Here is a 19,902-nt window from a genome sequence, read left to right as displayed (position 1 = left end):
GGCGAACGATGGACAGAAAGATCATTGACAAGGTCCGCAAGTGCCTTGCGCTGGCCCGCAGTGGAAACGAGAACGAGGCCGCATCCGCACTCGCGAAAGCCCGCCAGCTTATGGATGTGCACGGTATCACCGAAGCGGACATCGCGATGGCGGACGTCGAGGAAGCGGTCACGCGCGGATCGCGGACGCAGCGATCGCCCGTCTGGGAGCTGATCCTTTCCGAAACCGTCTGTCGCGCGCTAGGGGTCACTTCCTTTGCCGATGCGCGCGGCGATCGCTGCTTCATTGGCCGCGCGCCGGCAGCCGAGATCGCGAGCTATGCATTCGCGGTCCTATTCCGTCGCCTGAAGAAGGAACGAGCCGACTATATCAAGGCGCATCTCAAACGCTGCAAACTGGCCCGCAAACGCCAGCGGGCGGACATCTTCTGTCAGGCATGGGCCAGCATGGTGTTCATGAAGGTCAAGGCGCTCGTGCCGGAGCGTCAGGCCGACGCTCTCGTCGAACAGTATCTCACGGAGCGCTATCCAGGCCTCGTCGTGGTTGAACCGCGAAGCGCGAAGCCAAACGGTGCATGTATGGATCACGACCGCCTGCGCGGTGCGGTTGCCGGCAGCGACGTCGATCTCAATCCGGGCCTTCACAGCGAGGCCGCATCTCCGTTGGCCCTGGCATGATCGCCGGCCGATTGACCATGCGGGCACTCGTCGAGCGCAATGTGGCGGCGGGCCAGGACGGCTGGGGCCAGCCTGTGGCGCCGGACTTCCAGCCACTCGGCACGCTGCGCTGTTTCATCTGGTCGAATGCCAGCCGCGAAATCGTCGACGGCGACAAGACGGCCATGGTGGAGGATGTGCGCGGGCTGTTCGCGCTTGGCGCCGATCTCACCGAGGACGATGAAATCTCCGCCGTCACCGACGCCCATGGCGCGGTCATCGTGCCTGGGAGGCTGCGGGTCGAAGGCCCCGTGCAGCACAAGCACAACCATCTCGAAGCGGCTTTGAAGAGGATCAGCTGACGCAGGGGCGGAGGCCAGGCCATGACAGCCTGGCGACGGGGCCACGACGGCAATCACGTCCCCGTCAAGCACCCAGGGATGCTCCTTCCGCCGCCCCTTGCGGGGCGACGGAGTTATCCATGATTCTCAAAGGACGGGAAATGGCATCCTCCGATCTGCGGCCAGTCAGGCCGACCGTGACACCCGCCGCCTATGTCGGCGGCAAGCGCAATCTTGCAAAGCGCATCTGCGCGATCATCGAAAGCATCCCGCACCAAACCTATGCCGAATGCTTCGTCGGCATGGGCGGGATTTTCCTGCGGCGCTCGAGTGCGCCGCCCGCCGAGGTCATCAACGACTATTCCGGCGACGTCGCCAACCTCTTCCGCATCTTGCAGCGACACTACCCGCAGTTCATGGACATGCTGAAATACCAGGTGAGCAGCCGGCGCGAGTTCGAACGCCTCAAAGAATGCGACCCTGCCACCTTGACCGATCTGGAGCGCGCCGGGCGTTTCCTCTACATGCAGCGCCTGTCTTTCGGCGGCAGGGTCAACGGCCATTTCGGCATCGACCCAGCGCGCGGCGGGCGCTTCAACATCCTGAAGCTGGCGCCGCTCCTGGAGGAAATCCACGAGCGCCTGGCCGGCGTCGTGATCGAGAACCGCCGTTGGCAGGATTTCATGGACCTGTACGACCGGCCGGGCACGCTGTTCTATCTCGATCCGCCCTATTTCGGTTGCGAGGACGACTACGGAAAAGAGCTGTTCGATCGGGCCGAGTTCGCGGAGATGGCGGCGCGCCTGGCGCGGCTCAAGGGGCGGTTCATTCTCTCCATCAACGATCTGCCCGAAATCCGCGAGCTGTTCAGCGCGTTCGACATCATACCGGTTGAGCTGACCTACACGATTGCTGGAGGCCGGAACGCGCGGCCAGCACGAGAACTGATCATTGTGGGCAGGGCGGTTTGAGGCTGCTGGACATGCCAGTTGCCGACGCGGCAGAGTAGAGGACCAGGAAGCGAGCAGGAGACGGCCAATGGCGCAGCAGAGATATGATCTTCGAAAGGAGCAAGACGGCACATGGACCGTGTTCGATGTTTTCACCGGCCTGCCCGCAGACGCACCGGACGGGCCGGCGTTCGGCTTGGAGATGGAAGACGCGGACGATCTTCTCGACATCCTCAATGGGCTAGACCGAAAGGGCCGCGGCGAGCGAGATCAGCATTAGAGGGATGACATGGCGGGCAAGTCGAAATCGCTAAAATGGAACGGCAAGGCCGTAACCAGGAAGATGCGTGCGGCGCAGATCGAGGGCGTCAACGCGACGATGGGCGCTTCCGTGGCCGAGGCCAAGCGGACGCATGACTGGCAGAACCGCACGGGCGTCCTGGAGGGCGGCGTCGACATCGCAGATTACGCGCGCGCCGAGGGAAGCGGCGTCAGGGGCACGTGGGGCGTTCGCGATGTAGTCTATGCGCGGATACAGGAGGAAGGCGGCACCATACGCCCCAAAAAGGCCAAGGCCCTGGCGGTCCCTCTTCCCGATGGCGGCGTGGCGCTCGTCCAGTCGGTGACCATCCCTGCGCGGCCCTATCTGCGGCCGGCCGCCGACACACATTATCCGAAGCTCGCAAAACGGATCAGAACGGCCTACGAGCGCAAGTCGAAAAAGCCCACTTGACGCCGCCGACGCGGGAAACGATGCTGCCGCCGGTTCTCCCGCCCTCTACAATGTTCCTCTCCCGCGCGCTTCTCGCCCGCGCAGCTGCGCGCATGTTTTGCGGCGTGTGCGCTCCCTAGTCTGCCCACTGTGTTCTCGGTCTTCCGCCGGGTCGTTTCACAGGACAGGGCATGGACGAAGCCGACATCATCACCGCGACCGTGACGCTCCTGAAATCGGATGCCGCCGTCACCGCGCTTTGCGCCGACCGCGTGTTCGGCGACGAGTTGCCGAATGATGAGGCGGCCGCCATGCCGCGCGCCGCCATCGTCGTTCGGGCGTCCGGCGGCACGTCGATCGCAGCCGGCAGTTTCATCCAGCACGATACACAGCGCCTCGACCTGGTCGCCTATGGCGCCACAAAATTCGACGCGGACGCATTGCGGCGTGCCGCTCGCCGCGTCCTTACCGCCTTACGCCGCCGCGTCATCGGCAACGTCCTGATCCATTGGATCGAGAGCGCAGGCGGGTTCTCCAGCGGCCGCGATCGCGACGGCGCGTGGCCGTATGCATTCCAGTCCTTTCAGGTCTTTCACGCGCTTCAGGAGGTTTAAATGCCAGCGCCTTTCGAAATCATCGCGGCGCCCTTCGTCGCCTATTATGCCGAACTCGGCGAGCCGTTCCCGTCAGTCACCGAGGAGCCGGCCGGTAACTGGGTCATGATCGGCACGTCAGGGGACGAAAGTTACGACCCCGAGGGCGTGCAGGTCACCCACAGCCAAGACGTCAACCTTGTACGGCCGCTTGGCAGCACGGCGCCGGTGAAGGCTTTCCGCCGGGAGGAGGACCTGGTCGTCGCCTTCACCGTGTGGGACGTCTCGCTCGAAGCCTACCGGGTGGCGCTCAATGGCAATCCGATCCAGACCGTCGCCGCTGGCGTCGGCACGCCCGGAACCAAGGCCCTGCGGCTTTACCAGGGCGAGCAAGTGGCCACGATGGCGCTGCTGCTGCGGGCGCAGGTGTCGCCTTATGGCGACGAAATGGCCATGCAGTACGAGGTGCCCTACTGCTCGATGACCGGCAATCCGGAAGTGGTTTACCGCAAGGGCGAACCGGCCGGCCTGGCGCTTGAGTTCTCGGCGCTGAAAGACCCCAACGCCGCAACCAAGGCGGAGAGCTTCGGACGGCTGGTGACCCAGCATCAACTGCCGCTGCCATGAACGACCGGCTGATCGCGCGGGCGCGGGCGGCGGACGAAGAGGCGCGCAATCACAAGCGTCTCGAACGCGCCCACCGACACAAGGCGCGTGCGGCCCGCGAACGACAGGCCGAGATCGAGCGGCAATGCGCGCGGCTCGGCATCACGGTGATCTACGACCAGGTCATCCACCCAACAGGCGAAGGAACCTTCCATGGCCAAGACAAAACCGATCCTCGACCTCAACACGCTGATTGAGCGGCCAACCATCCGCATCGACGGGATGACCTACGAGTTGCGCTCGCCCGATGAGCTCTCGGTGCTCGACAGCCATTTCTTCACCGTCAAGGGCAAGGAGATCGAGCGGCTTGCCGGCGAGGACGGAAAGGACGAGGAGCTGGCCGCCGTCATCGACGAGGTGGTGCCGCGCATGGTTGTCGATCTTCCGGCCGAAGTATTCATCAGTCTTCCCGGTGCGGCGCGGCTGGCGATCGTCGATGTTTTTACCGGGCTCCTGCTGCGCCGGAGGGTGAGCATGGCAGGAGCGATCGCCCAGGCCGTGGTGGCGCCCAGAACGCCGACATCGACTGGGGAGAAGAGCTCCCTCGCCTCCAGCGTTTCTTCGGCGGCGATCCGGACTGGTGGCTCCGCCACGCTCCCGCAGCCCTGATCCGGGCCTATCGAACCATGTTGCCCCGCATCCAGGCAGACGAGCAACTGATGGCGATCAGCGTGACCGCGCTCGGCGGAGGAAAGGCCAAGCGTGCGGATGCGCGCACCGCCATCCAGCGCCTTGAACGGATCGCCGGTGGAGGGCGGCGTGCGGTGAAGGCCGCAACGCCCGATATGCTGGCCGCTGTGGGCATCGCCGTTGTGCAAGCCCCGCCTGCCAGCGCGGGAGCGGCGAAGGAAGAGACCGATGGCTGAACGGCTCGGCGAAGCGCTTCTCGACATCAGGACGAGCGACAAGGGTTTCGACCAGGGCGTCCGCCGTGCCGAACGGCAATCGGAAGGGCTCGGTCGCAGCTTCGATGCAACGGCGGCGAAGGCGTTGCGGCTCGGCCGCAACCTGGCGCTGGCGGCTGCCGCCGGCGCGGCAGCACTCGGTGCGCTCGTCAAGCGGCAGATCGACAACGCCGATGCGATGAGCAAGTCGGCGCAACGCGCCGGCGTGACAACGGAAGCGCTGTCGAGACTGGCCTGGGCGGGCGACCTGTCGGATGTCAGCCTCGGCACGCTGACCACGAGCATGGGGCGGCTGGCCAATGTGATGAGCCAGGTTGCCGGCGGCCAGGTCAAGGAGACTGTCGCGCTGTTTGAGGCGCTGGGCATTTCGGTGACCGATGCGAACGGCCAGCTGCGCTCCGCCGACACGGTGATCGGCGAACTGGCCGACGTCTTCGCCTCCATGGAGGATGGCGCCGACAAGACGGCGATCGCCATCAGGATTTTCGGCCGTTCCGGCGCCGAGCTCATTCCGCTGCTCAACAATGGCCGCAAGGGCCTGGCCGAGATGGCCGACGAGGCTGACCGGCTGGGCATCACGATCAGCACCGATATGGGCCGGCGCGCCGAAGCGTTCAACGACGCCATGACGCGCGTTCGCGCGGTGTTTCAGGGCATCGTCGTGCAACTGGCCGGCGAAGTGCTGCCCCATCTGGAAGCGTTCGCCGACAGGCTCAACGATCCGGCAATGGTCGCCAACGTTCAGTCGATCGCGCGCGACGTGGTTTCGGCGCTGGGCACCATTGCCACGGCGCTCGGCAAGCTCATCAGCCTGTTCAAGCAGCTGAAGGAGTGGACAGAGTGGGCCGGCGAGATCGCGCCCTATGGCTTCTTCGGCCTGGCCAAGAGCGCGAGCGATGCGATGACCGGCGGAGGCGAAGCGCCGACCGGCCCGCAGCCGCTTGAGGACGCCGCTTTCGACGACCGGTTTCAGGGCAACCGGCCAGGGAGAACCTCCCGCCTGACACCGCCCGAACCTCCGCGTCGGACCTTCAATCTTGGGGAAGTGTTGGGAGGGAGTGGCTCGGGCTCGGCCGACACCGCGGCCCTAAAAGCAGAGATCGACAAGCTCGAAATGAAGCGCCAGGCGGTCAAAGACCTGATCACGCAGCTCGAAGATGAGCAGGCCGTCATGCAGGAAACCGATCCGGTGATGCGCGAGATGATCCGCCTGCGCGGGTTGCTGGCAGAGGCGACCCCTGAACAGACGAAGCGTGTGCGCGAACTGATTACCGAGACGCTGCGCGAGCGGCAGGCGATGGAGGCGGCGCAAGACGCCATGGAGACCTTCGGCCGGATGGGCGTCAACGCCTTGAGTGCGCTTGCCGATGGCAGCCGTTCGCTTGAGGACACGCTGAAACAGCTCGGCTCGCAACTGGCCGATCTGGTTCTCCAAGCCGCCCTGCTGGGCCAGGGACCGCTGGCGGGTCTCTTCGGGTTCGGCGGCGGCGGCGGGCTGTTCGGTGCGATCGGCTCTCTGTTCTCCGGCTTCCGCGCAACGGGCGGGCTGATCCCATCGGGCACGTTCGGCATTGTCGGCGAGCGCGGGCCGGAACCGGTCATCGGCACATCGCGCGGGGCGATGGTGCTGCCGAATTCGTCTCTGGCCGGCATGTCCAGCGGCGGCGCGACGCGCTCAAACACGACGGTGCGAATGATCATGCCCGAGGGCTGGCGCACCGAGATCGTGGACGAGGCCCGCCAGGGCGCGGCCGACGACACGGTGCGCATCGTCGAGCAATACGACCGGGGCCGGAGCAATCGCTACGAGAACGGAGCGGAGTTCGGATGACGACGATCATCGATATGCCGGGCGTCCTTATGGACGATGTGTCATTCCGGCCCTTCTCTCCCGTCCTGGTGGACCGGATGGAAGGACGCCGTACCGAGACGCTGCGCCGGCCCACCAATTGGTGGATCGCTTCCTGGCGAACCGTGCAGCTCACAGCCGAGGAGCTTGGCCGCATGGATGCGTGGTCGACCGTCGCCAGCGACGGCGCGCTGTTCCGCGCATTTGATGTTCGCAGGCCACGGCCGATGGCCGAGGATACCGGCCAGCCACTTTCCGGTGCGCGCGCTGGCGGCGGGGCATTCGACGGCACGGCGACGATCATCGAGATCGGGGCAGACCGCAGGAGCGTGACCATCGGCGGGCTTCCCGCCAACTTCCAGTTGAAGGCAAGCGACTATGTGGAGCTACGCATGTCGGCCCTGCTCGTCTCGCTTCATTGGGCGGTCGCGGACGTGCAGGCCAGTGCGGCAGGCGTGGCGGTGCTGCCGATCCGCTACGGCATTGATGCCGCCTTCACCACGGCAGCAACAGTCAACTTCGAGAAGCCGGCCTGCCTGATGCAGCTCGATCCCAGCTCCTATGAAAGCGGCATGGCCGGCACGGTGAGACAGGCGTCATTTTCGGCGCAGGAAGTGTTTCCGAGGGAGGTTCCATGACCGTCGAGAACCTGTTGGACGAAGGCGACCTGGTCGCCCTGGAGCTGGTCCGCTTCGACCTGCCCGGTACGTCGGTCGGTTATCACCGGGGAGGCCGGCCATACACCTATAATGGCCTCGTCTACCTGCCGAACCGTTTCCTTATGCTCGGCGAGGCAAGTGCGGCCCTGGGCGTGGCAGTCACCACGCGCACGATCGGGTTTTCCGGCATCCCAACAGACGATCCCGACGACGCGATCGCCAAGCTGGAAGAGTACGACTACCCGAACGCTCCGGTCATCATCACCTACCTGGCCGGCCGGCCAGGCACGGACGAGGTGGCGGGCGTCCTGTTTTCGGCGATCTACGAGATCAAGGAAGTCCGCTACCCCAAATCGGCAACGGACAAGCAGGGCCAGAAAACGCTGGCGATCGAGATCGACTTGGAACCGCCCGGCCGATCGGCGCGGGGCGCGACCTTCGTCAAGCGCGCGCAGGGTGAACAGCAGTTCGACAACGATGCGAACGACACCGGGCTTGAGTACGCCGCCCTGGTCGAAAGCGTCGTCGAGGAGTGGGGCCAGGTGATGCGATGAGCAAGGAGAGCGCAATGCGGCCGATCAACCCTGGAGACCATAGGCGCCCCGATGCCGTGAACCCCGGCCCGGCGCCGATGCTGCAATGGCACAAAATTGCGTTGCTGGTGGTCGACGACCGCTATCAGCGCGAATTGAAGCCCGGCAACTGGAAGGCGATCAGGCGGATTGCCGAGAACTTCAGATGGTCGCACTTCTCGCCCGTCTTCGTGGCGCCGGTGGAAGGCGGTCGATTTGCCATCATCGACGGTCAGCACCGTACCCACGCGGCCGCGCTTTGCGGGTTCGAGGAGGTGCCATGCCAGATCGTGCAGATGACGCTCGACGAACAAGCTGCCAGCTTCGCCGCCGTCAACGGCATGGTGACGAAGGTCACCCATTGGCAAATCTACAAGGCGGCGCTCGCGGCCGGTGAAAGCTGGGCGGAAGCGCTGGCCTCGACGGCGCTGGAAGCCGGATGCCGTGTGATGACCTCCAACGCCTCGACCTGGACGAAGAAGCCGGGCGAGATTTATGGCATCCGCAGCTTTCGTGAGGTCATCGAAAGCCGTCCGCGCGCCGCAGTGGTCGCCGCCCTGAAGGCTTTGATGGCCGCCGAGGGCTATGGCGATGCGCCGGAACTGTGGGACACGAACATTCTGTGCCCGCTCCTGAAGGCGTTGGCGGGTAGCCCGCAGGCGCTTGAGAGTGGCGATCTCGCCACGGAGCTCGAAGCGTTCGACATCTGGGGTTTGATCGACGCGGTCGAGGAAGAGGCTAGACGCCGGCGTCGCGCCGGCCTGCCATCGATGCCGAAGCGCGATCAGTTGGAAACGCGGCTATCCGCCTGGCTCTGCCGGTCCTTTCCCTCTGGAAAGGGCGCCGCATGACGCGTTTCGAGATCGCCACGGCCGTCATCGAAGCGGAACTCGACAAGGCGTATTTGCCGGGCGAGAGCGACTGCCTGTTTCTGGGCTTGCGCGTTGCCGATGCGCTCGATCCCTCACTTGGCCTGGTCGAGAGATACTGGCGTGCCTACACCACGCTGGCCGGCGGCCACCGGGCAATGGTCAAGGCCGGTTTCAAGTCGATTGAAGCGTTTCTCGAAAGCCATTTGAAACGCTGTGCGCCGGCCCAGGCACAGTTCGGCGACCTCGTGATCCTTGGTCTGCCGGCGGGCAGCCGCAGGGCGGATCATGTGGCGGTGTGCATCGGCACGCGCTTCGCAACCAAGCTGGAGACCGGCGGCTCGCTGCACATGATCGACGAGGTCACGGCAGCATTCAGGACCGGCGCGCCTCATGAGCCCGCCCAATGGTGATCTTCTCGGCCATCGTCGCGGTCGGCGCATTCCTTTTCAGCGGCACGCTGCTTGCCCAGATCGCGCTCGGCGCGCTCGCCTTCGGCCTCAAGCTGGGCTTGGCCTATCTCAACCGCCCGAAGAAGCGGCCTTACTCGGCGGTTCAAGGCGAAGTGATGATGGGCGGCGACGTTCCGGTCACGACGCTTTACGGCATCGGCAAGATGGCAGGCCACCGGGTGGACTACTTCAGGTGGGGCAGCGGCAACAAGTACAATGCCGACGTCTTTGTGCTCGCCAACGGCTGGTGCGATGGCCTTGAAGACGAGATCTACTTCTACGGTGAAAAGCACGGCCTGGTGCCCCGCCCAATCATCGGCAACGAGGTCGAGCATTGGGGCGTCAGCGGCTACGGCGACGACATCAGCATCCGCTTCTATGACGGCCGGCCGGGCCAAGGCCCGGACATGAAACTTGTGAACGACTCGCAAGGGACCGGGCGGGCCTGGAAGGAAAGCTCCACGCTCTCGGGCATGGCCTATGTGGTGGTCGAACGCCTGTTCAACGAGACCCGCAACGCGAAAGGCCGGCCCTATTTCGAGTTCGTCGTGCGCGGCCTGCGCCTCTACGACCCGCGCCAGGACAGCACGTTGGCAGGTGGCACTGGCACGCACCGCCTGGACGATCCTGCAACGTGGGCGTTCTCCCTCAATCCGGGCGTCCAGCGTCTCAACTATCAGATCGGCCTGCGCGGACGGATTTCCAGCCGCACGCTGATCGGCGAAGGCAAATCGCTGGGTCAACTGGACCTTGGCAGCTATTTCGCGGCGATGAATGTGTGCGACACACCGCGCGAAGGGAAGCCGCGCTATCAGTCGTCTCTGTTCGTGACGGGCGAGGATGACCACACGGAGGTGCTGAAGGAGTTCGACGACGCCATGGCGGGCTACGCCATGAACCGGCGCGGTCTCTCCGGCGTGATTGCCGGCGCGCCGCAAGTTCCCGTGGTCACGATCACGGCCGACGACATTCCCGACGGCCGCGCCCAGGACCTGCGCCGGCGCAAGAACACCTATGAGCTGTTCAACCACATATCCGGCCAGTTCATCTCCCCGGAAAATCACTGGAAACCGGAGAGTCTGAAGCCCGTTCATGTCAACGCGGATGTCGCTGCAGACGGCAGAACGCGCCAGACCTCAAACGACTTCCTGCAGGTGACGGACCCGGACATCGCGCAGTATCTTCTATCGATCCGCTATCGCCAGCAAAGGCTCGGCGGGCAAGCAACGGTGCCGGTATCACGGCGGGTCGGTTTTCGTGTCCTCGAAGGCGAATGGGTCAATTTCGACGGACGCACATGGCTGGTGACCGGATGGCGATGCGACGACAGCTTGCGCGTGACGCTGACCCTTGCTCAAACGTCGGCCGCGATCTACGCGGAGGGCGGGATCGAGCCGGGGCCGATCGTCATTCCGGCGCCGCCGCCTATCAATCCGAACCTGCTTTCGAACGTCATCGACTTCAATGTCGAGGTCGGGGTGATCGAGGGCGGCGATGGGACGGAGGAGCCGGCGCTGCGCTTCACCTGGGCACCGCCCGAGGACCCGACGATCACGGATGTGATCTTCGAGTATTTCGTCGGCGGCGATCCGACCGGCCAGACGATCTACAGTGACCGCACCGACAAGCCGGAGGCAGGCGAGTATGTGACATCGAAGGACGTGATAGGGGGCGTCTTCTTTTCGGCGCGCTGCACGATCCGCACGGTTCCTGATCGTTTCAAGACCCATTCGCCTTGGAAGACGGCTCTGGACATGACGGGGCCGGTGCGCGTTTACCCGCCAAACGTCGAGGGGCTGGGCGAGGACGTGCAGGAGCTCCTGAAATGGGCTGGCCTGTCGGATCGATCCATCTGGGAGGAGCTGGAGCGCCTGGGTCAGCTTGTCTCCGACCAGAACAGCTGGAACTTCTTCGACAAGCAGTCGTTGCGCACCGAGCTGACGGCGGTCAATAGCGCCCTTACGGCCAGCTACACTCTAGCCATCCAGACCGCCGTGGGCACCATGGCTGACGATCTTCTGGCGGTGACGACGAAGGTCGAAACGCTGGAGGTGGCGGTCGCCGATACGCAGACGGGCCTTTCGGGGCTGGGGCAGATCGTCAACGCACAGGACACGCGCATCACCCAGGCCGAGGGTCAGATCGCGGTCAACAGTTCCTCGGTTCAAGCCCTGACTTCGGTGGTCAACGAGGTCTCGGCAGAAGCGCTCTTCCGTGCGCAGACCGTGGCCGGCCCTGGCGACGGTTGGTCGCGCATTGTCTTGCAGACGCGGGTTTCAACAAGCGTCGGCTTCGCCTCGGCCGCGCTGTTCCTCGACGCCAAATCGAATGGCGAAGGTCGCATCGTGCTCGATGCCCAGAACCTTTTCTTCGGTGACCTGTCGAGCGGCTCGACCGTCAATCCGCTGGTCTATTCCAATGGTGAATGGGCGCTGGAGAACCTGCGTCTCGGCACCCTCAACTTCAATCGGCTCCAGTCGAACAATGGCAAGCTCGACATCAGGGGCGACGGCACCAACGCCTACCTGGACATTTTTAACTGATGCGAATGCGGATCGGACACAAGCCGGGTGTCGGCGGCGCGGTGAAGGTGATGCGGAACAACGCCGACGATCCCTGGACGACACCGAACACGGACTACGGCAAGTTCATCTTCAACAGCGAAACGACGAAGCTCGGATACATCGTCCAGTCGTTTGTGATCGACACAAGCGTGTCGACCGGCACCGTTCAATACTTCCCGGCCGGCACCAACGAGAGCACCTGCGACTGGTCCATCGTCAACGATACCCAGGGGTGGAGCGGCGTCCGGGTGCGGGTGTATGCGAGCCGGATCGCGGACAGAAGCTATCCCGTCATCATGGAGGGCTCCGCCTTCATGGTGCAGGATTTCGTCGAGGGATGGATACCGGCCAATCGGCAGGTGAACAGCGAGACGCGCTCGGAATACTACATGTTGCCGCAAGGCGACCTGATCTACGACAACTTCATCCCGCTCGTGCATTTCAGGATTTTGGTGTCGGTCTACGATCTACCGGCCTCCTCGGCGGCCTATCCGACCGGAGAAACGGGAACACCCGGATCCCGGAATGTCCGCATTGCGGCGAACGAGGTGAAGATCGCCAAGGGCGGAGCTCCGGATAATGGCGACCGTGACACGCTGATCGCCGACAGCGACCGAATTCCGGCGCTGCTGGAAGCAGCAGGTGAGGTGCTGATCGCTGCCGGCAATGCGGCGGATGTCATGACGGTCACCCCGATCAACGAGCGAACCTATGTGGACTACCAGCTGTGGGACGCCGCTGGCGCCGGCGCGACATACCCGGTGCTCGTCCTGCCGGGCCAGATGGGAGCTGGTCTGTATTCCGTTACAAGCGAACGGCAGGGAGATCGGGTGCGCTTCACGAACAAGGGAACCCGCGACGTCTATGTGCGCTACATCATCTCGAAGTTCGACGGCGAGCAGTCGTCGGGCGGCTCGGCGGTGATGCGCCGGTTGCCCGATGGCAATCTTCAGATCAAGCGGCCGGGATCATCGGACATCAATCCGCGCGGAGGTGACATCATCCTCGACACACGGCTGCCCTACCTGCCGGTGATCGACGAGGGCTATATCCACTACACCGCGTTCAACGAAAGCGCGACCGGCGCCGACTACGGCGATAGCGCCAAGACGGTCACCTTCGATGCTGGTGGGCTGAAGCCGTTCCTCAAATACTGCTTCGTGTGCCCCGGCACGAGCGGCCTGTTCATCGTCCGCATGCCCGACAGCCGGATGTTAACTGCCGAGGGGCGCGAGCAATGGTCGCTGGGCGGCGTGGCGCAGATCACGGACAGCAGCATCAAATTCCATCTCGCCCGCTCGCACGCCTACAACTACATCAACCAGGGCGGCGGCTGGCAGAAGGTCACTTACAGCAACAATCCCGTGGGCATCCGCTACTACATTTTCGGCATCCCAGCATGATGTCCTCCAGCACGGAGCACGAGGCAATGGCCAGCAAGAACGAAACCATTGAAATCCATCCCGCCGCAGTGGCCATGGAGGCGAAGGTGCTCGCGGCCTTTCTGACACAACGCAACCTGCACTTGGCGAACAGGATCGTGCAGTTGGAGCAGGAGCTCGCGGCCGAGAGGCAGGGCAACATGGTCGAGAACAGCAAGGAGAGCGGCGATGGCGACACGGCCTGATTACACCGTCGGAACGATCACGCTGACCTCCGGGTCGGTCAACTTCACCACGAGCGGATCGGCTCTTCAGGCGAACAACGTTCAGCCCGGCGATATGATCTTGCTGCCGGCCAAGGGGTTGACGCTCGTCGTTGCAGCGGTGACGGGGCAGAACTCCGGAACACTGACAAACCCGTGTCCAGCCGGCGCGGCCGGTGCCGGTCAACCGCTGCGTATCCGCTTCCAGCCGGACGGCTCGCGCTACTCGGCGGCGGTGCAGGCGTTAGTGGAACTGTTGGAGAGCGGCAACAACGAGGCGCTGGCCGGGCTTGTCGGTGCGGCGAACACCATGCCGTTTTTCACTGGCTTGGGGACAATGGATGTCAAAGACATTGGCAGCCTTCCCAACGGTTCAGTGGGAGCGCCGGCGCTCAATTTCGGGATGGCCGGCGCACCTAACACCGGGTTCTATCGTCCATTGGGTTCGGCGATTGATCTTGCAATCGGCGGCGTACAGCACACGCGGTGGCACTCCAGTCACGGTATTGAACTGATGGTGGGGAGCTTCAAAGGCTCCGGTGCCGGTCTGACAAACATTCCTCTGTCTGCAATCGGGGAGTCCGGGTTGTGGACACCAACACTGACCGGTTTCACTACGCCAGGCACTCCGACCTACGTTCAGCAGCAAGGGTCTTACGTTCGGATCGGCGCCAAGCTCGTTCTCGCAACTGTCTACCTGGTGGTATCGAACATCGGTGGTGCGACGGGTCAGTTCGTGATGGGCGGAATTCCTTTCTCGATGGCGTCAGGCCCGAGCAGGCGCTCTCTTTTCTTCCCAAGCTTCTGGGGCGGGCTCGGCTTGGGATCACCCTACACATACTGGTTTGGCTTCGGGATCACTACTGACGCGCTGCGCCTATACAAAGGCGCGCCTACAACCGCTACCAATGCGCTCTCGAACAGTGATGTGACCGGAACCATCACCATCTACGGAACCACTGTGTATGAGGCCGCATGATGAAACTCGATAGTTATGAACTCATGGAAGCGGGGCCAGTCAACCTGCGCTTCGTCGTCGATGGAACCTATTTGCGCCAGGTGCGGCAACCGGGTGATGACATTTCCGATTTGCCGGCAGCCGCGCAGGCGGCGCTCACCGAACACTGGTCACCAGCACGAGTGGCGGCGCTTGTGGCCGCGCGCGATCAGGCCGAAGCCGACTGGCTAGCCGAGCTGGAGGCGATGCGCGGGCCGATCGGCGGGGCGCATGTCAACGCAGAACGCCAGCGTCGCGTCGAGGCCGGCCGCGACTTCACGGTATCAGGCTATGGCGACGTGCCGTTGACCGGACGCGACCAGGACCAGGTGGCGCTCATGGGGCTGCTGATCAAGGCGCGCGCGCTCAAAGAGACTAGCGTGACCGATGCCGTGTTGACGGTACGTGATGCCGACAACGAAAACCACCTGCTCACGCCGGACCAGATGATCGAGCTGGTGAGCGGCGGCATGGCATGGATCGAAAGTGTCATGGCCGTGTCGTGGGCGATGAAGGACGGTACCGCGCCCTTCGAGAGCGGCATCCCGGAAAACTTCGAAGATGATCAATGGTGGCCGTAGTCGCGATCAAGGATGGCTCGATTGCGCTTTCAGGCAGTCGTGAAGGCGTTTCAAAGCACCGCTACAGGGCCGGCGCTGCTCCAAAACCTGCTGTCAAAGTTCCAGAAACGCGCGACCGGCTACAACCGACTACAACTATTCTAACTCATTGATATTGCATGGTTTTGGTGGGCCCGGAGGGACTCGAACCCCCAACCAAGCGGTTATGAGCCGCCGGCTCTAACCAATTGAGCTACAGGCCCGGTGGGCGATGGATTAATTGCTTTTTCGGCGCGGCACAAGACACCTCGCCGCAATCGCCCCACAATCCCCCGCTAGTGGCCGATCTGATCCTCGACAGAGGTGCGCTTTTCGGAATCGCAAAAGGAGATTTCCATGACCAAATCCATGCTTCCAGGTGTTTTCGCCGCTCCGGCCCTCGCGGTGGCGCTCGCCGCCGCGGCCCCCGCCATGGCCGAAGAACAGGCGCCGCGCATCATCGTCACCGGCGAGGGCGAAGCAACGGTCAGCCCCGACATGGCGATCCTCTCCCTTGCGGTGCTGCGCGAGGCCGACACCGCCCGCGAGGCGCTCGACGCCAACAACGAGGCGATGACCGCCGTCGTCGCCGCCATGAAGGAAGCCGGCATCGAAGCGCGCGACCTGCAGAGCGGCGGCCTGTCGATCAACCCGCGCTATGTCTATCCGAACGACAAGAACGACGAAAAGGCGCCGCGCATCGTCGGCTACGAGGTCGCCAACACGCTCACCGTGCGCATCCGCGACCTGGCCAAGGTCGGCGACATCCTCGACCGCTCCGTGACGCTCGGCGTCAACCAGGGTGGCGGCCTGACCTTCACCAATGACGACCCGGCGGCAACCCTGACCGAAGCGCGCAAGCGCGCCGTGAAGGACGCCATGGACAAGGCCGAGACGCTGGCCGAGGCTGGCGGCGTCAAATTGGGCAAGGTGATGGAAATCTCCGAACAGACCTTCCGCCAGTCGCCCATGCCCTATGCAGGCAAGGCGATGCGGATCGAAGCGTCAGCCGATTCGGTGCCCGTCGAGGCCGGCGAAAACAGCTACCGCATCCAGGTCAACGTCACCTTCGGCCTGGAGAGCTGAACCGAGCGATCTCGTTCGGCCCCGCGCAACCACAAAAAAGCCGCCGGTCCCGCCGGCGGCTTTTTCTTTGGAGGCGGTGGTCCGGGAAGCCCGGCCTGTTACCAACGGATGATCGGGCAGCCACGGGTGCGGGCGAACATCATCTGCGTGCGGCCATGGTTGGCCCGGCCGACGACGCGAATGGTTCGCTGGTTCACGTCGACCACACGGGCGCGGCGCATGCCGAGCCGTTCGGCCTTGCGCGCCGCCTGCTGCGCCGAGCAGCCACGATCGTGATGGCGTCCGCGCTCGGCGCGATGCGAGCGTCCGCTCTGCCCGGCGACGTGGTCGCCCGAACGGGAGCCGATGCCGAAACCGAAATAAAGATTGTCCGCCTGCGCGCCGGCCGGCAGCGCCATCAGGGTGCCGAGACCGATCAAGGCCGAGATGCCGGCCATTTTGAATTTGTGGAACATGGTGCTCTCCTCGTGTTGAACAGGAACGGCTCCTGCGATGAGCGCACCATCTCACTCCCAGCCTGAACCGTTTTCGAATGAACCATTCATGCGCCGTTCACCGGCGCGGGCGCGGCCGATGCTTCAGCCGAGAGCGGCCATCCATTGCACCGGATTGCGATAAGCGCTGATGCGCGTGATCAGCCCCTCATCCACCTCGAAGACCAGCGCGCCGGGCAGCGCATAGGATTGTCCCTTCGCTTCCGGCAGGCCCTCTGCGGCGGCCAGGTATTTTCCCCGCACGGTGAATTCCGCCGCCGCCCGCACACCGCCTTCGTCGGTCATGATGGCGATGTCGGCCAGCCGTTCGTCGAAATGCCTGGCCGCCAGGCCCAACCGCCAGCGCAGCTTGTCGCGGCCGATCTCGCGCGCGGCGTCGAACGGGTCGTGCGCCACATCCTCGCCGACCAGGGCCAGCATCGCCGCATGGTCGCCGGCGTTCAAAGCTTCGAGATAGCGCTTCACCAGCGCCTGCGTTTCATGTTCGGGCATGTCGATCGATCCTCGTTCAAGGGCTTCCAGGGAAGACGCCGTGCCCCCGCCTATGGTTCCTTTTCAAGGATGTAGGGGAAATAGTCCTCCGGCGTGTCCAGCTCGTCCTCGTTCGCCTCGACCCGGCCGAGCATGGATATCCCCGCCTCATGGACCGTCCGCGGATCGCCGGACACCAGGGGGTGCCACCACGGCAGATCCCTGCCTTCCGCGACCAGCCGGTAGGCACAGGTGGAGGGCAACCAGCTGATGGTCGCGACATTGTCCGGTGTCAGCCGCACGCAATCACTCACCCGCTTGAAACGGTTCTCGTAGTCCTTGCAACGGCAGCCCTGTGCATCGAACAGGCGGCAGCCGACGCTGGTCCAGTGGATCTCGCCCGTGTCCTCGTCCTCGAGTTTGGCCAGGCAGCATTTGCCGCAGCCATCGCACAGGGATTCCCACTCCGCGTCGTTCATTGCCGCAAGCGGCTTGGTTTTCCAGAAAGGCTCGCTCATCAGCGACCTTTCGCCCGCCGGCGGCCGCCCGTCAAGCCGCTTGCCGGCGCATCGCGCCGCGCCTCGCCCGCCGCCGCGTCATCTTTCTGCACGCCTGGGTATCAATCGTCGCCCGGGTGGGACCGAAAGCGGAACCATGAGCCTCCTGGCCGGTTAAGCCGTCGATGGGACACCCTTACGAGGAGAAAACCTTATGAACACGCGACAGCGGATGATGACCAACACCGCGCTCGGCCTGTTGCTTGCCGCAGCGCCCCTGGTGCTCGCGCCGGCGCCCGCAACGGCGCAGCCGGCCCGCATCATCCTCGCCCAGGCGGACGAGAAGCCGGAAGGCATGACCGAGGAGGCTTGGCGTGCCCTGTTGAAGAAGCGCCAGGGCGAAGGCGAGGCACAGGGCGAGGAACCGATAACGCCGGAGGCAGAAGCCCCCGCGCCCGAATCTGCCCCTGCCCCCACGTCCGAGCCTGAGCCGGCCCCCGAGCCGGCCCCAGTGCCGGAAGTGCAGCCGGAAGTGCAGCAGGAAGCGCCCCCGCCACAGGCCGAGCAGCCGGCCGAACCCCAGGCCGAGCCCGAAGCCGCGCCAGAACCGCCTGCGGCCGAAGATGCGCCGGCGCCTGAAGCACCAGAGGCTGAAGCTCCGGCAAAGCCTGAGGAGCAGGAAGCGCCAGCCGCCGAGCAGCCCGATGGGGAGCCCGCCTCCGGGGAGGCGGCGCCTGAGCAGCCCCAAATAGAAGCCCCGGAGGCCGAAACGCCTGAACCTGAAGCTGCGCCCGAGGGTCAATCCGATGCTCCCGCTGCCGGGCAACCGGCCCCCGAGGCGGCACCACCGCCAGAGGCCGAGCAGCCACAAGAGACACCGCCAGCAGCGCCGGAGGCGGAAGAGGCACCCGCCGAAGAAACCGTCCCGACGCCCGAACCTGCCCCTGAGCGCGCTCCGCAACCCGATGCCGACGAGCCGCCGCCCGCCAATGCCGAAACTCCGGCGGACGAACCGGCGACCGAGGCCCCGCGGGAACCCGATGCAGAAGCCGGGGAACCGGCCGGCGAAGCGCTGCCTGAAAACGCCGCCCCGGTCCTCGACAGCCAGAAGGAGAGCGGAGCCGAGGGAACGGCGCAACCCGCCGATGGCGAGGATGCTCCGGCAGATGCCGCACCGGCGCCGGCGGCCGAAGAACCCGCTGCTCCACCGCCCGAGACCGATGCCGAGGCGCAGGCCGAAACCATCGATCCGGAAACCTTGAAGAACGAGATTCGCGACATCGTCCGCGAGGAGGGCCAGCGCATCGAGATGGGCGCCACACGTGAGGAGCGCCGCGAACGCCGCCGCGATCTGCGTCAACGCCACGAAGGCACGGAGGTCGTCAGGGAGTTCAACGACAATCGCACCATCATCGAGATCAACAACCAGATCTTCGTCGACAGTCCCGACAGCGACCGCATGATACGCGACGACGACGAGGTCTATTACGAGGAACTGCCGCGCGGCCGCGTGCGCGAGGTGGTGATCCGCCCCGACGGCGTGCGCCTGATCACGGTGCGCAACCGCTATGGCGACATCATCCGTCGTGTGCGGGTGGCCCCGGACGGGCACGAGCGGGTGCTGGTCTTCGTTCCCGACGACCGTCTCGACGGCGAGGCCCGCTGGCGCGATCCGGGCCGCGACCTGCCGCCGCTGCGCCTGACCATTCCGGTCAGCGACTACATCCTGGAGGCCGAACTGACCGACGATCCCGACCGCTATTACACCTTCCTGCAGCAGCCGCCGGTCGAATCGGTGCGCCGCATCTACTCCCTGGAAGAGGTCAAGCGCTCGGCGCGCGTCCGCGACATGGTTCGCCGCATCGATCTCGATACGATCGAGTTCGCCTTCGGCTCGGCGGATATCGAGGAGAGCGAGATCGACGAGCTTGAATCGATCGCCGGCGCCATCGAGCGCATGCTGCAGGACAACCCGGCGGAAACCTTCCTCATCGAAGGCCACACCGACGCGGTCGGCTCGGATCTTGCGAACCTCGCCTTGTCCGACCGGCGTGCTGAATCGGTCGCCCGCGCCCTGACCGATGTCTTCGCCATCCCGCCGGAGAACCTGGTGACCCAGGGCTACGGCGAGCGCTATCTGAAGATCGACACCGAGGAGCGCGAGCGGGAGAACCGCCGCGTCGCGCTGCGCCGCATCACGCCGCTTGTCGCGCCGGTCGCCAGCGCGAACTGAGCCGGCGCCGCATCAGGACCGGCTGGAGCGAACCAGAGCGACGCTCCAGCCGGCAGGATTCCGCTTGGTGCCCGCGTTTTGGGAAAGCGGAA

General features: G+C 64.6%; 25 protein-coding genes and 1 tRNA gene. 22 read left to right on the top strand and 4 right to left on the bottom strand.

Annotated elements, in window-relative coordinates:
• The first annotated feature begins 8 nt into the window (after nt 1–8).
• From AB843_RS21490 to AB843_RS21395, 20 genes are all read left to right on the top strand, one after another.
• Entirely contained in the window at nt 9–677 is a 669-nt protein-coding gene (locus tag AB843_RS21490) for a DUF2786 domain-containing protein (RefSeq protein ID WP_048648954.1), read from the top strand.
• Nucleotides 674–1,018 carry a hypothetical protein gene (locus tag AB843_RS21485; RefSeq protein WP_048648953.1) on the top strand — a complete coding sequence of 115 codons (345 nt, stop codon included), beginning with the start codon at nt 674–676 and terminating at the stop codon, nt 1,016–1,018. The genes AB843_RS21490 and AB843_RS21485 overlap by 4 nt, the downstream gene beginning before the upstream one ends.
• Nucleotides 1,019–1,158: 140 nt before the next feature.
• A complete protein-coding gene (locus tag AB843_RS21480) occupies nt 1,159–1,968 on the top strand; it encodes a DNA adenine methylase (protein ID WP_048648952.1) in 810 nt (269 codons plus the stop codon).
• A 67-nt stretch (nt 1,969–2,035) separates the two neighbouring features.
• On the top strand, nt 2,036–2,227 hold the full coding sequence (locus AB843_RS21475) for a hypothetical protein (protein WP_048648951.1): 192 nt from the start codon (nt 2,036–2,038) through the stop codon (nt 2,225–2,227).
• Nucleotides 2,228–2,236: 9 nt separating this feature from the next.
• The gene (locus AB843_RS21470) at nt 2,237–2,680 is read left to right on the top strand and encodes a hypothetical protein (protein WP_048648950.1); all 444 of its coding nucleotides are present in this window, start codon (nt 2,237–2,239) and stop codon (nt 2,678–2,680) included.
• 170 nt (nt 2,681–2,850) lie between these two features.
• Nucleotides 2,851–3,273, top strand: a complete 423-nt coding sequence (gene gp17, locus AB843_RS21465) for a tail completion protein gp17 (protein WP_048648949.1) — start codon at nt 2,851–2,853, stop codon at nt 3,271–3,273.
• Entirely contained in the window at nt 3,274–3,879 is a 606-nt protein-coding gene (locus AB843_RS21460; RefSeq protein WP_048648948.1) for a hypothetical protein, read from the top strand.
• Nucleotides 3,876–4,115: a hypothetical protein gene (locus AB843_RS25860; protein ID WP_162230652.1), complete on the top strand. Its 240-nt coding sequence runs from the start codon at nt 3,876–3,878 to the stop codon at nt 4,113–4,115. Before AB843_RS21460 ends, AB843_RS25860 begins: the two co-directional genes overlap by 4 nt.
• A complete protein-coding gene (locus tag AB843_RS21450; protein WP_048648946.1) occupies nt 4,072–4,527 on the top strand; it encodes a hypothetical protein in 456 nt (151 codons plus the stop codon). Before AB843_RS25860 ends, AB843_RS21450 begins: the two co-directional genes overlap by 44 nt.
• 17 nt (nt 4,528–4,544) lie before the next feature.
• Nucleotides 4,545–4,784 carry a hypothetical protein gene (locus AB843_RS21445; protein WP_048648945.1) on the top strand — a complete coding sequence of 80 codons (240 nt, stop codon included), beginning with the start codon at nt 4,545–4,547 and terminating at the stop codon, nt 4,782–4,784.
• Nucleotides 4,777–6,654, top strand: a complete 1,878-nt coding sequence (locus tag AB843_RS21440; RefSeq protein WP_048648944.1) for a phage tail tape measure protein — start codon at nt 4,777–4,779, stop codon at nt 6,652–6,654. Before AB843_RS21445 ends, AB843_RS21440 begins: the two co-directional genes overlap by 8 nt.
• Entirely contained in the window at nt 6,651–7,310 is a 660-nt protein-coding gene (locus tag AB843_RS21435) for a hypothetical protein (RefSeq protein WP_048648943.1), read from the top strand. The genes AB843_RS21440 and AB843_RS21435 overlap by 4 nt, the downstream gene beginning before the upstream one ends.
• On the top strand, nt 7,307–7,885 hold the full coding sequence (locus tag AB843_RS21430) for a hypothetical protein (RefSeq protein ID WP_048648942.1): 579 nt from the start codon (nt 7,307–7,309) through the stop codon (nt 7,883–7,885). Before AB843_RS21435 ends, AB843_RS21430 begins: the two co-directional genes overlap by 4 nt.
• Nucleotides 7,886–7,899: 14 nt before the next feature.
• On the top strand, nt 7,900–8,754 hold the full coding sequence (locus tag AB843_RS24670; protein ID WP_157384573.1) for a ParB N-terminal domain-containing protein: 855 nt from the start codon (nt 7,900–7,902) through the stop codon (nt 8,752–8,754).
• Entirely contained in the window at nt 8,751–9,185 is a 435-nt protein-coding gene (locus tag AB843_RS21420; RefSeq protein WP_048648941.1) for a DUF6950 family protein, read from the top strand. Before AB843_RS24670 ends, AB843_RS21420 begins: the two co-directional genes overlap by 4 nt.
• Complete coding sequence (locus AB843_RS21415; protein WP_053086172.1) at nt 9,179–11,767, top strand: phage tail protein; 2,589 nt, start codon at nt 9,179–9,181, stop codon at nt 11,765–11,767. The genes AB843_RS21420 and AB843_RS21415 overlap by 7 nt, the downstream gene beginning before the upstream one ends.
• Nucleotides 11,767–13,191 carry a hypothetical protein gene (locus tag AB843_RS21410; RefSeq protein ID WP_157384572.1) on the top strand — a complete coding sequence of 475 codons (1,425 nt, stop codon included), beginning with the start codon at nt 11,767–11,769 and terminating at the stop codon, nt 13,189–13,191. Before AB843_RS21415 ends, AB843_RS21410 begins: the two co-directional genes overlap by 1 nt.
• 26 nt (nt 13,192–13,217) lie before the next feature.
• Nucleotides 13,218–13,415, top strand: a complete 198-nt coding sequence (locus AB843_RS21405; protein ID WP_157384571.1) for a hypothetical protein — start codon at nt 13,218–13,220, stop codon at nt 13,413–13,415.
• Nucleotides 13,399–14,412 carry a hypothetical protein gene (locus AB843_RS24665; protein ID WP_053086171.1) on the top strand — a complete coding sequence of 338 codons (1,014 nt, stop codon included), beginning with the start codon at nt 13,399–13,401 and terminating at the stop codon, nt 14,410–14,412. Before AB843_RS21405 ends, AB843_RS24665 begins: the two co-directional genes overlap by 17 nt.
• Complete coding sequence (locus AB843_RS21395) at nt 14,409–15,011, top strand: DUF4376 domain-containing protein (protein WP_048648938.1); 603 nt, start codon at nt 14,409–14,411, stop codon at nt 15,009–15,011. Before AB843_RS24665 ends, AB843_RS21395 begins: the two co-directional genes overlap by 4 nt.
• Before the next feature lie 165 nt (nt 15,012–15,176).
• Here the strand turns inward: AB843_RS21395 and AB843_RS21390 are convergent.
• A tRNA-Ile gene (locus tag AB843_RS21390) sits at nt 15,177–15,253 on the bottom strand.
• Between the two features lie 133 nt (nt 15,254–15,386).
• Between AB843_RS21390 and AB843_RS21385 the strand changes: the two genes are divergently transcribed.
• On the top strand, nt 15,387–16,115 hold the full coding sequence (locus AB843_RS21385; RefSeq protein ID WP_048649027.1) for an SIMPL domain-containing protein: 729 nt from the start codon (nt 15,387–15,389) through the stop codon (nt 16,113–16,115).
• A gap of 98 nt (nt 16,116–16,213) precedes the next feature.
• Here the strand turns inward: AB843_RS21385 and AB843_RS21380 are convergent, their stop codons facing one another.
• From AB843_RS21380 to AB843_RS21370, 3 genes are all read right to left on the bottom strand, one after another.
• Complete coding sequence (locus AB843_RS21380) at nt 16,214–16,570, bottom strand: hypothetical protein (RefSeq protein WP_048648937.1); 357 nt, start codon at nt 16,568–16,570, stop codon at nt 16,214–16,216.
• Between the two features lie 123 nt (nt 16,571–16,693).
• Nucleotides 16,694–17,101 (bottom strand): ketosteroid isomerase-related protein, encoded by a 408-nt coding sequence (locus tag AB843_RS21375; protein ID WP_048648936.1) that lies wholly within the window; start codon nt 17,099–17,101, stop codon nt 16,694–16,696.
• A gap of 50 nt (nt 17,102–17,151) precedes the next feature.
• Nucleotides 17,152–17,598, bottom strand: a complete 447-nt coding sequence (locus tag AB843_RS21370; RefSeq protein ID WP_048648935.1) for a YcgN family cysteine cluster protein — start codon at nt 17,596–17,598, stop codon at nt 17,152–17,154.
• A 193-nt stretch (nt 17,599–17,791) separates the two neighbouring features.
• On the opposite strand from AB843_RS21370, the gene AB843_RS21365 reads away from it, so the two are divergent.
• On the top strand, nt 17,792–19,810 hold the full coding sequence (locus tag AB843_RS21365; RefSeq protein ID WP_048648934.1) for an OmpA family protein: 2,019 nt from the start codon (nt 17,792–17,794) through the stop codon (nt 19,808–19,810).
• Nucleotides 19,811–19,902 lie beyond the last annotated feature (92 nt).

The sequence above is a fragment of the Nitratireductor soli genome (genome assembly GCF_001050155.1).
GTDB classification, from domain to species: Bacteria; Pseudomonadota; Alphaproteobacteria; order Rhizobiales; family Rhizobiaceae; genus Nitratireductor; species Nitratireductor soli.
The sequence above is the reverse complement of the archived record's forward strand: the minus strand, read 5'-3'. Positions and strand labels throughout refer to the sequence as shown.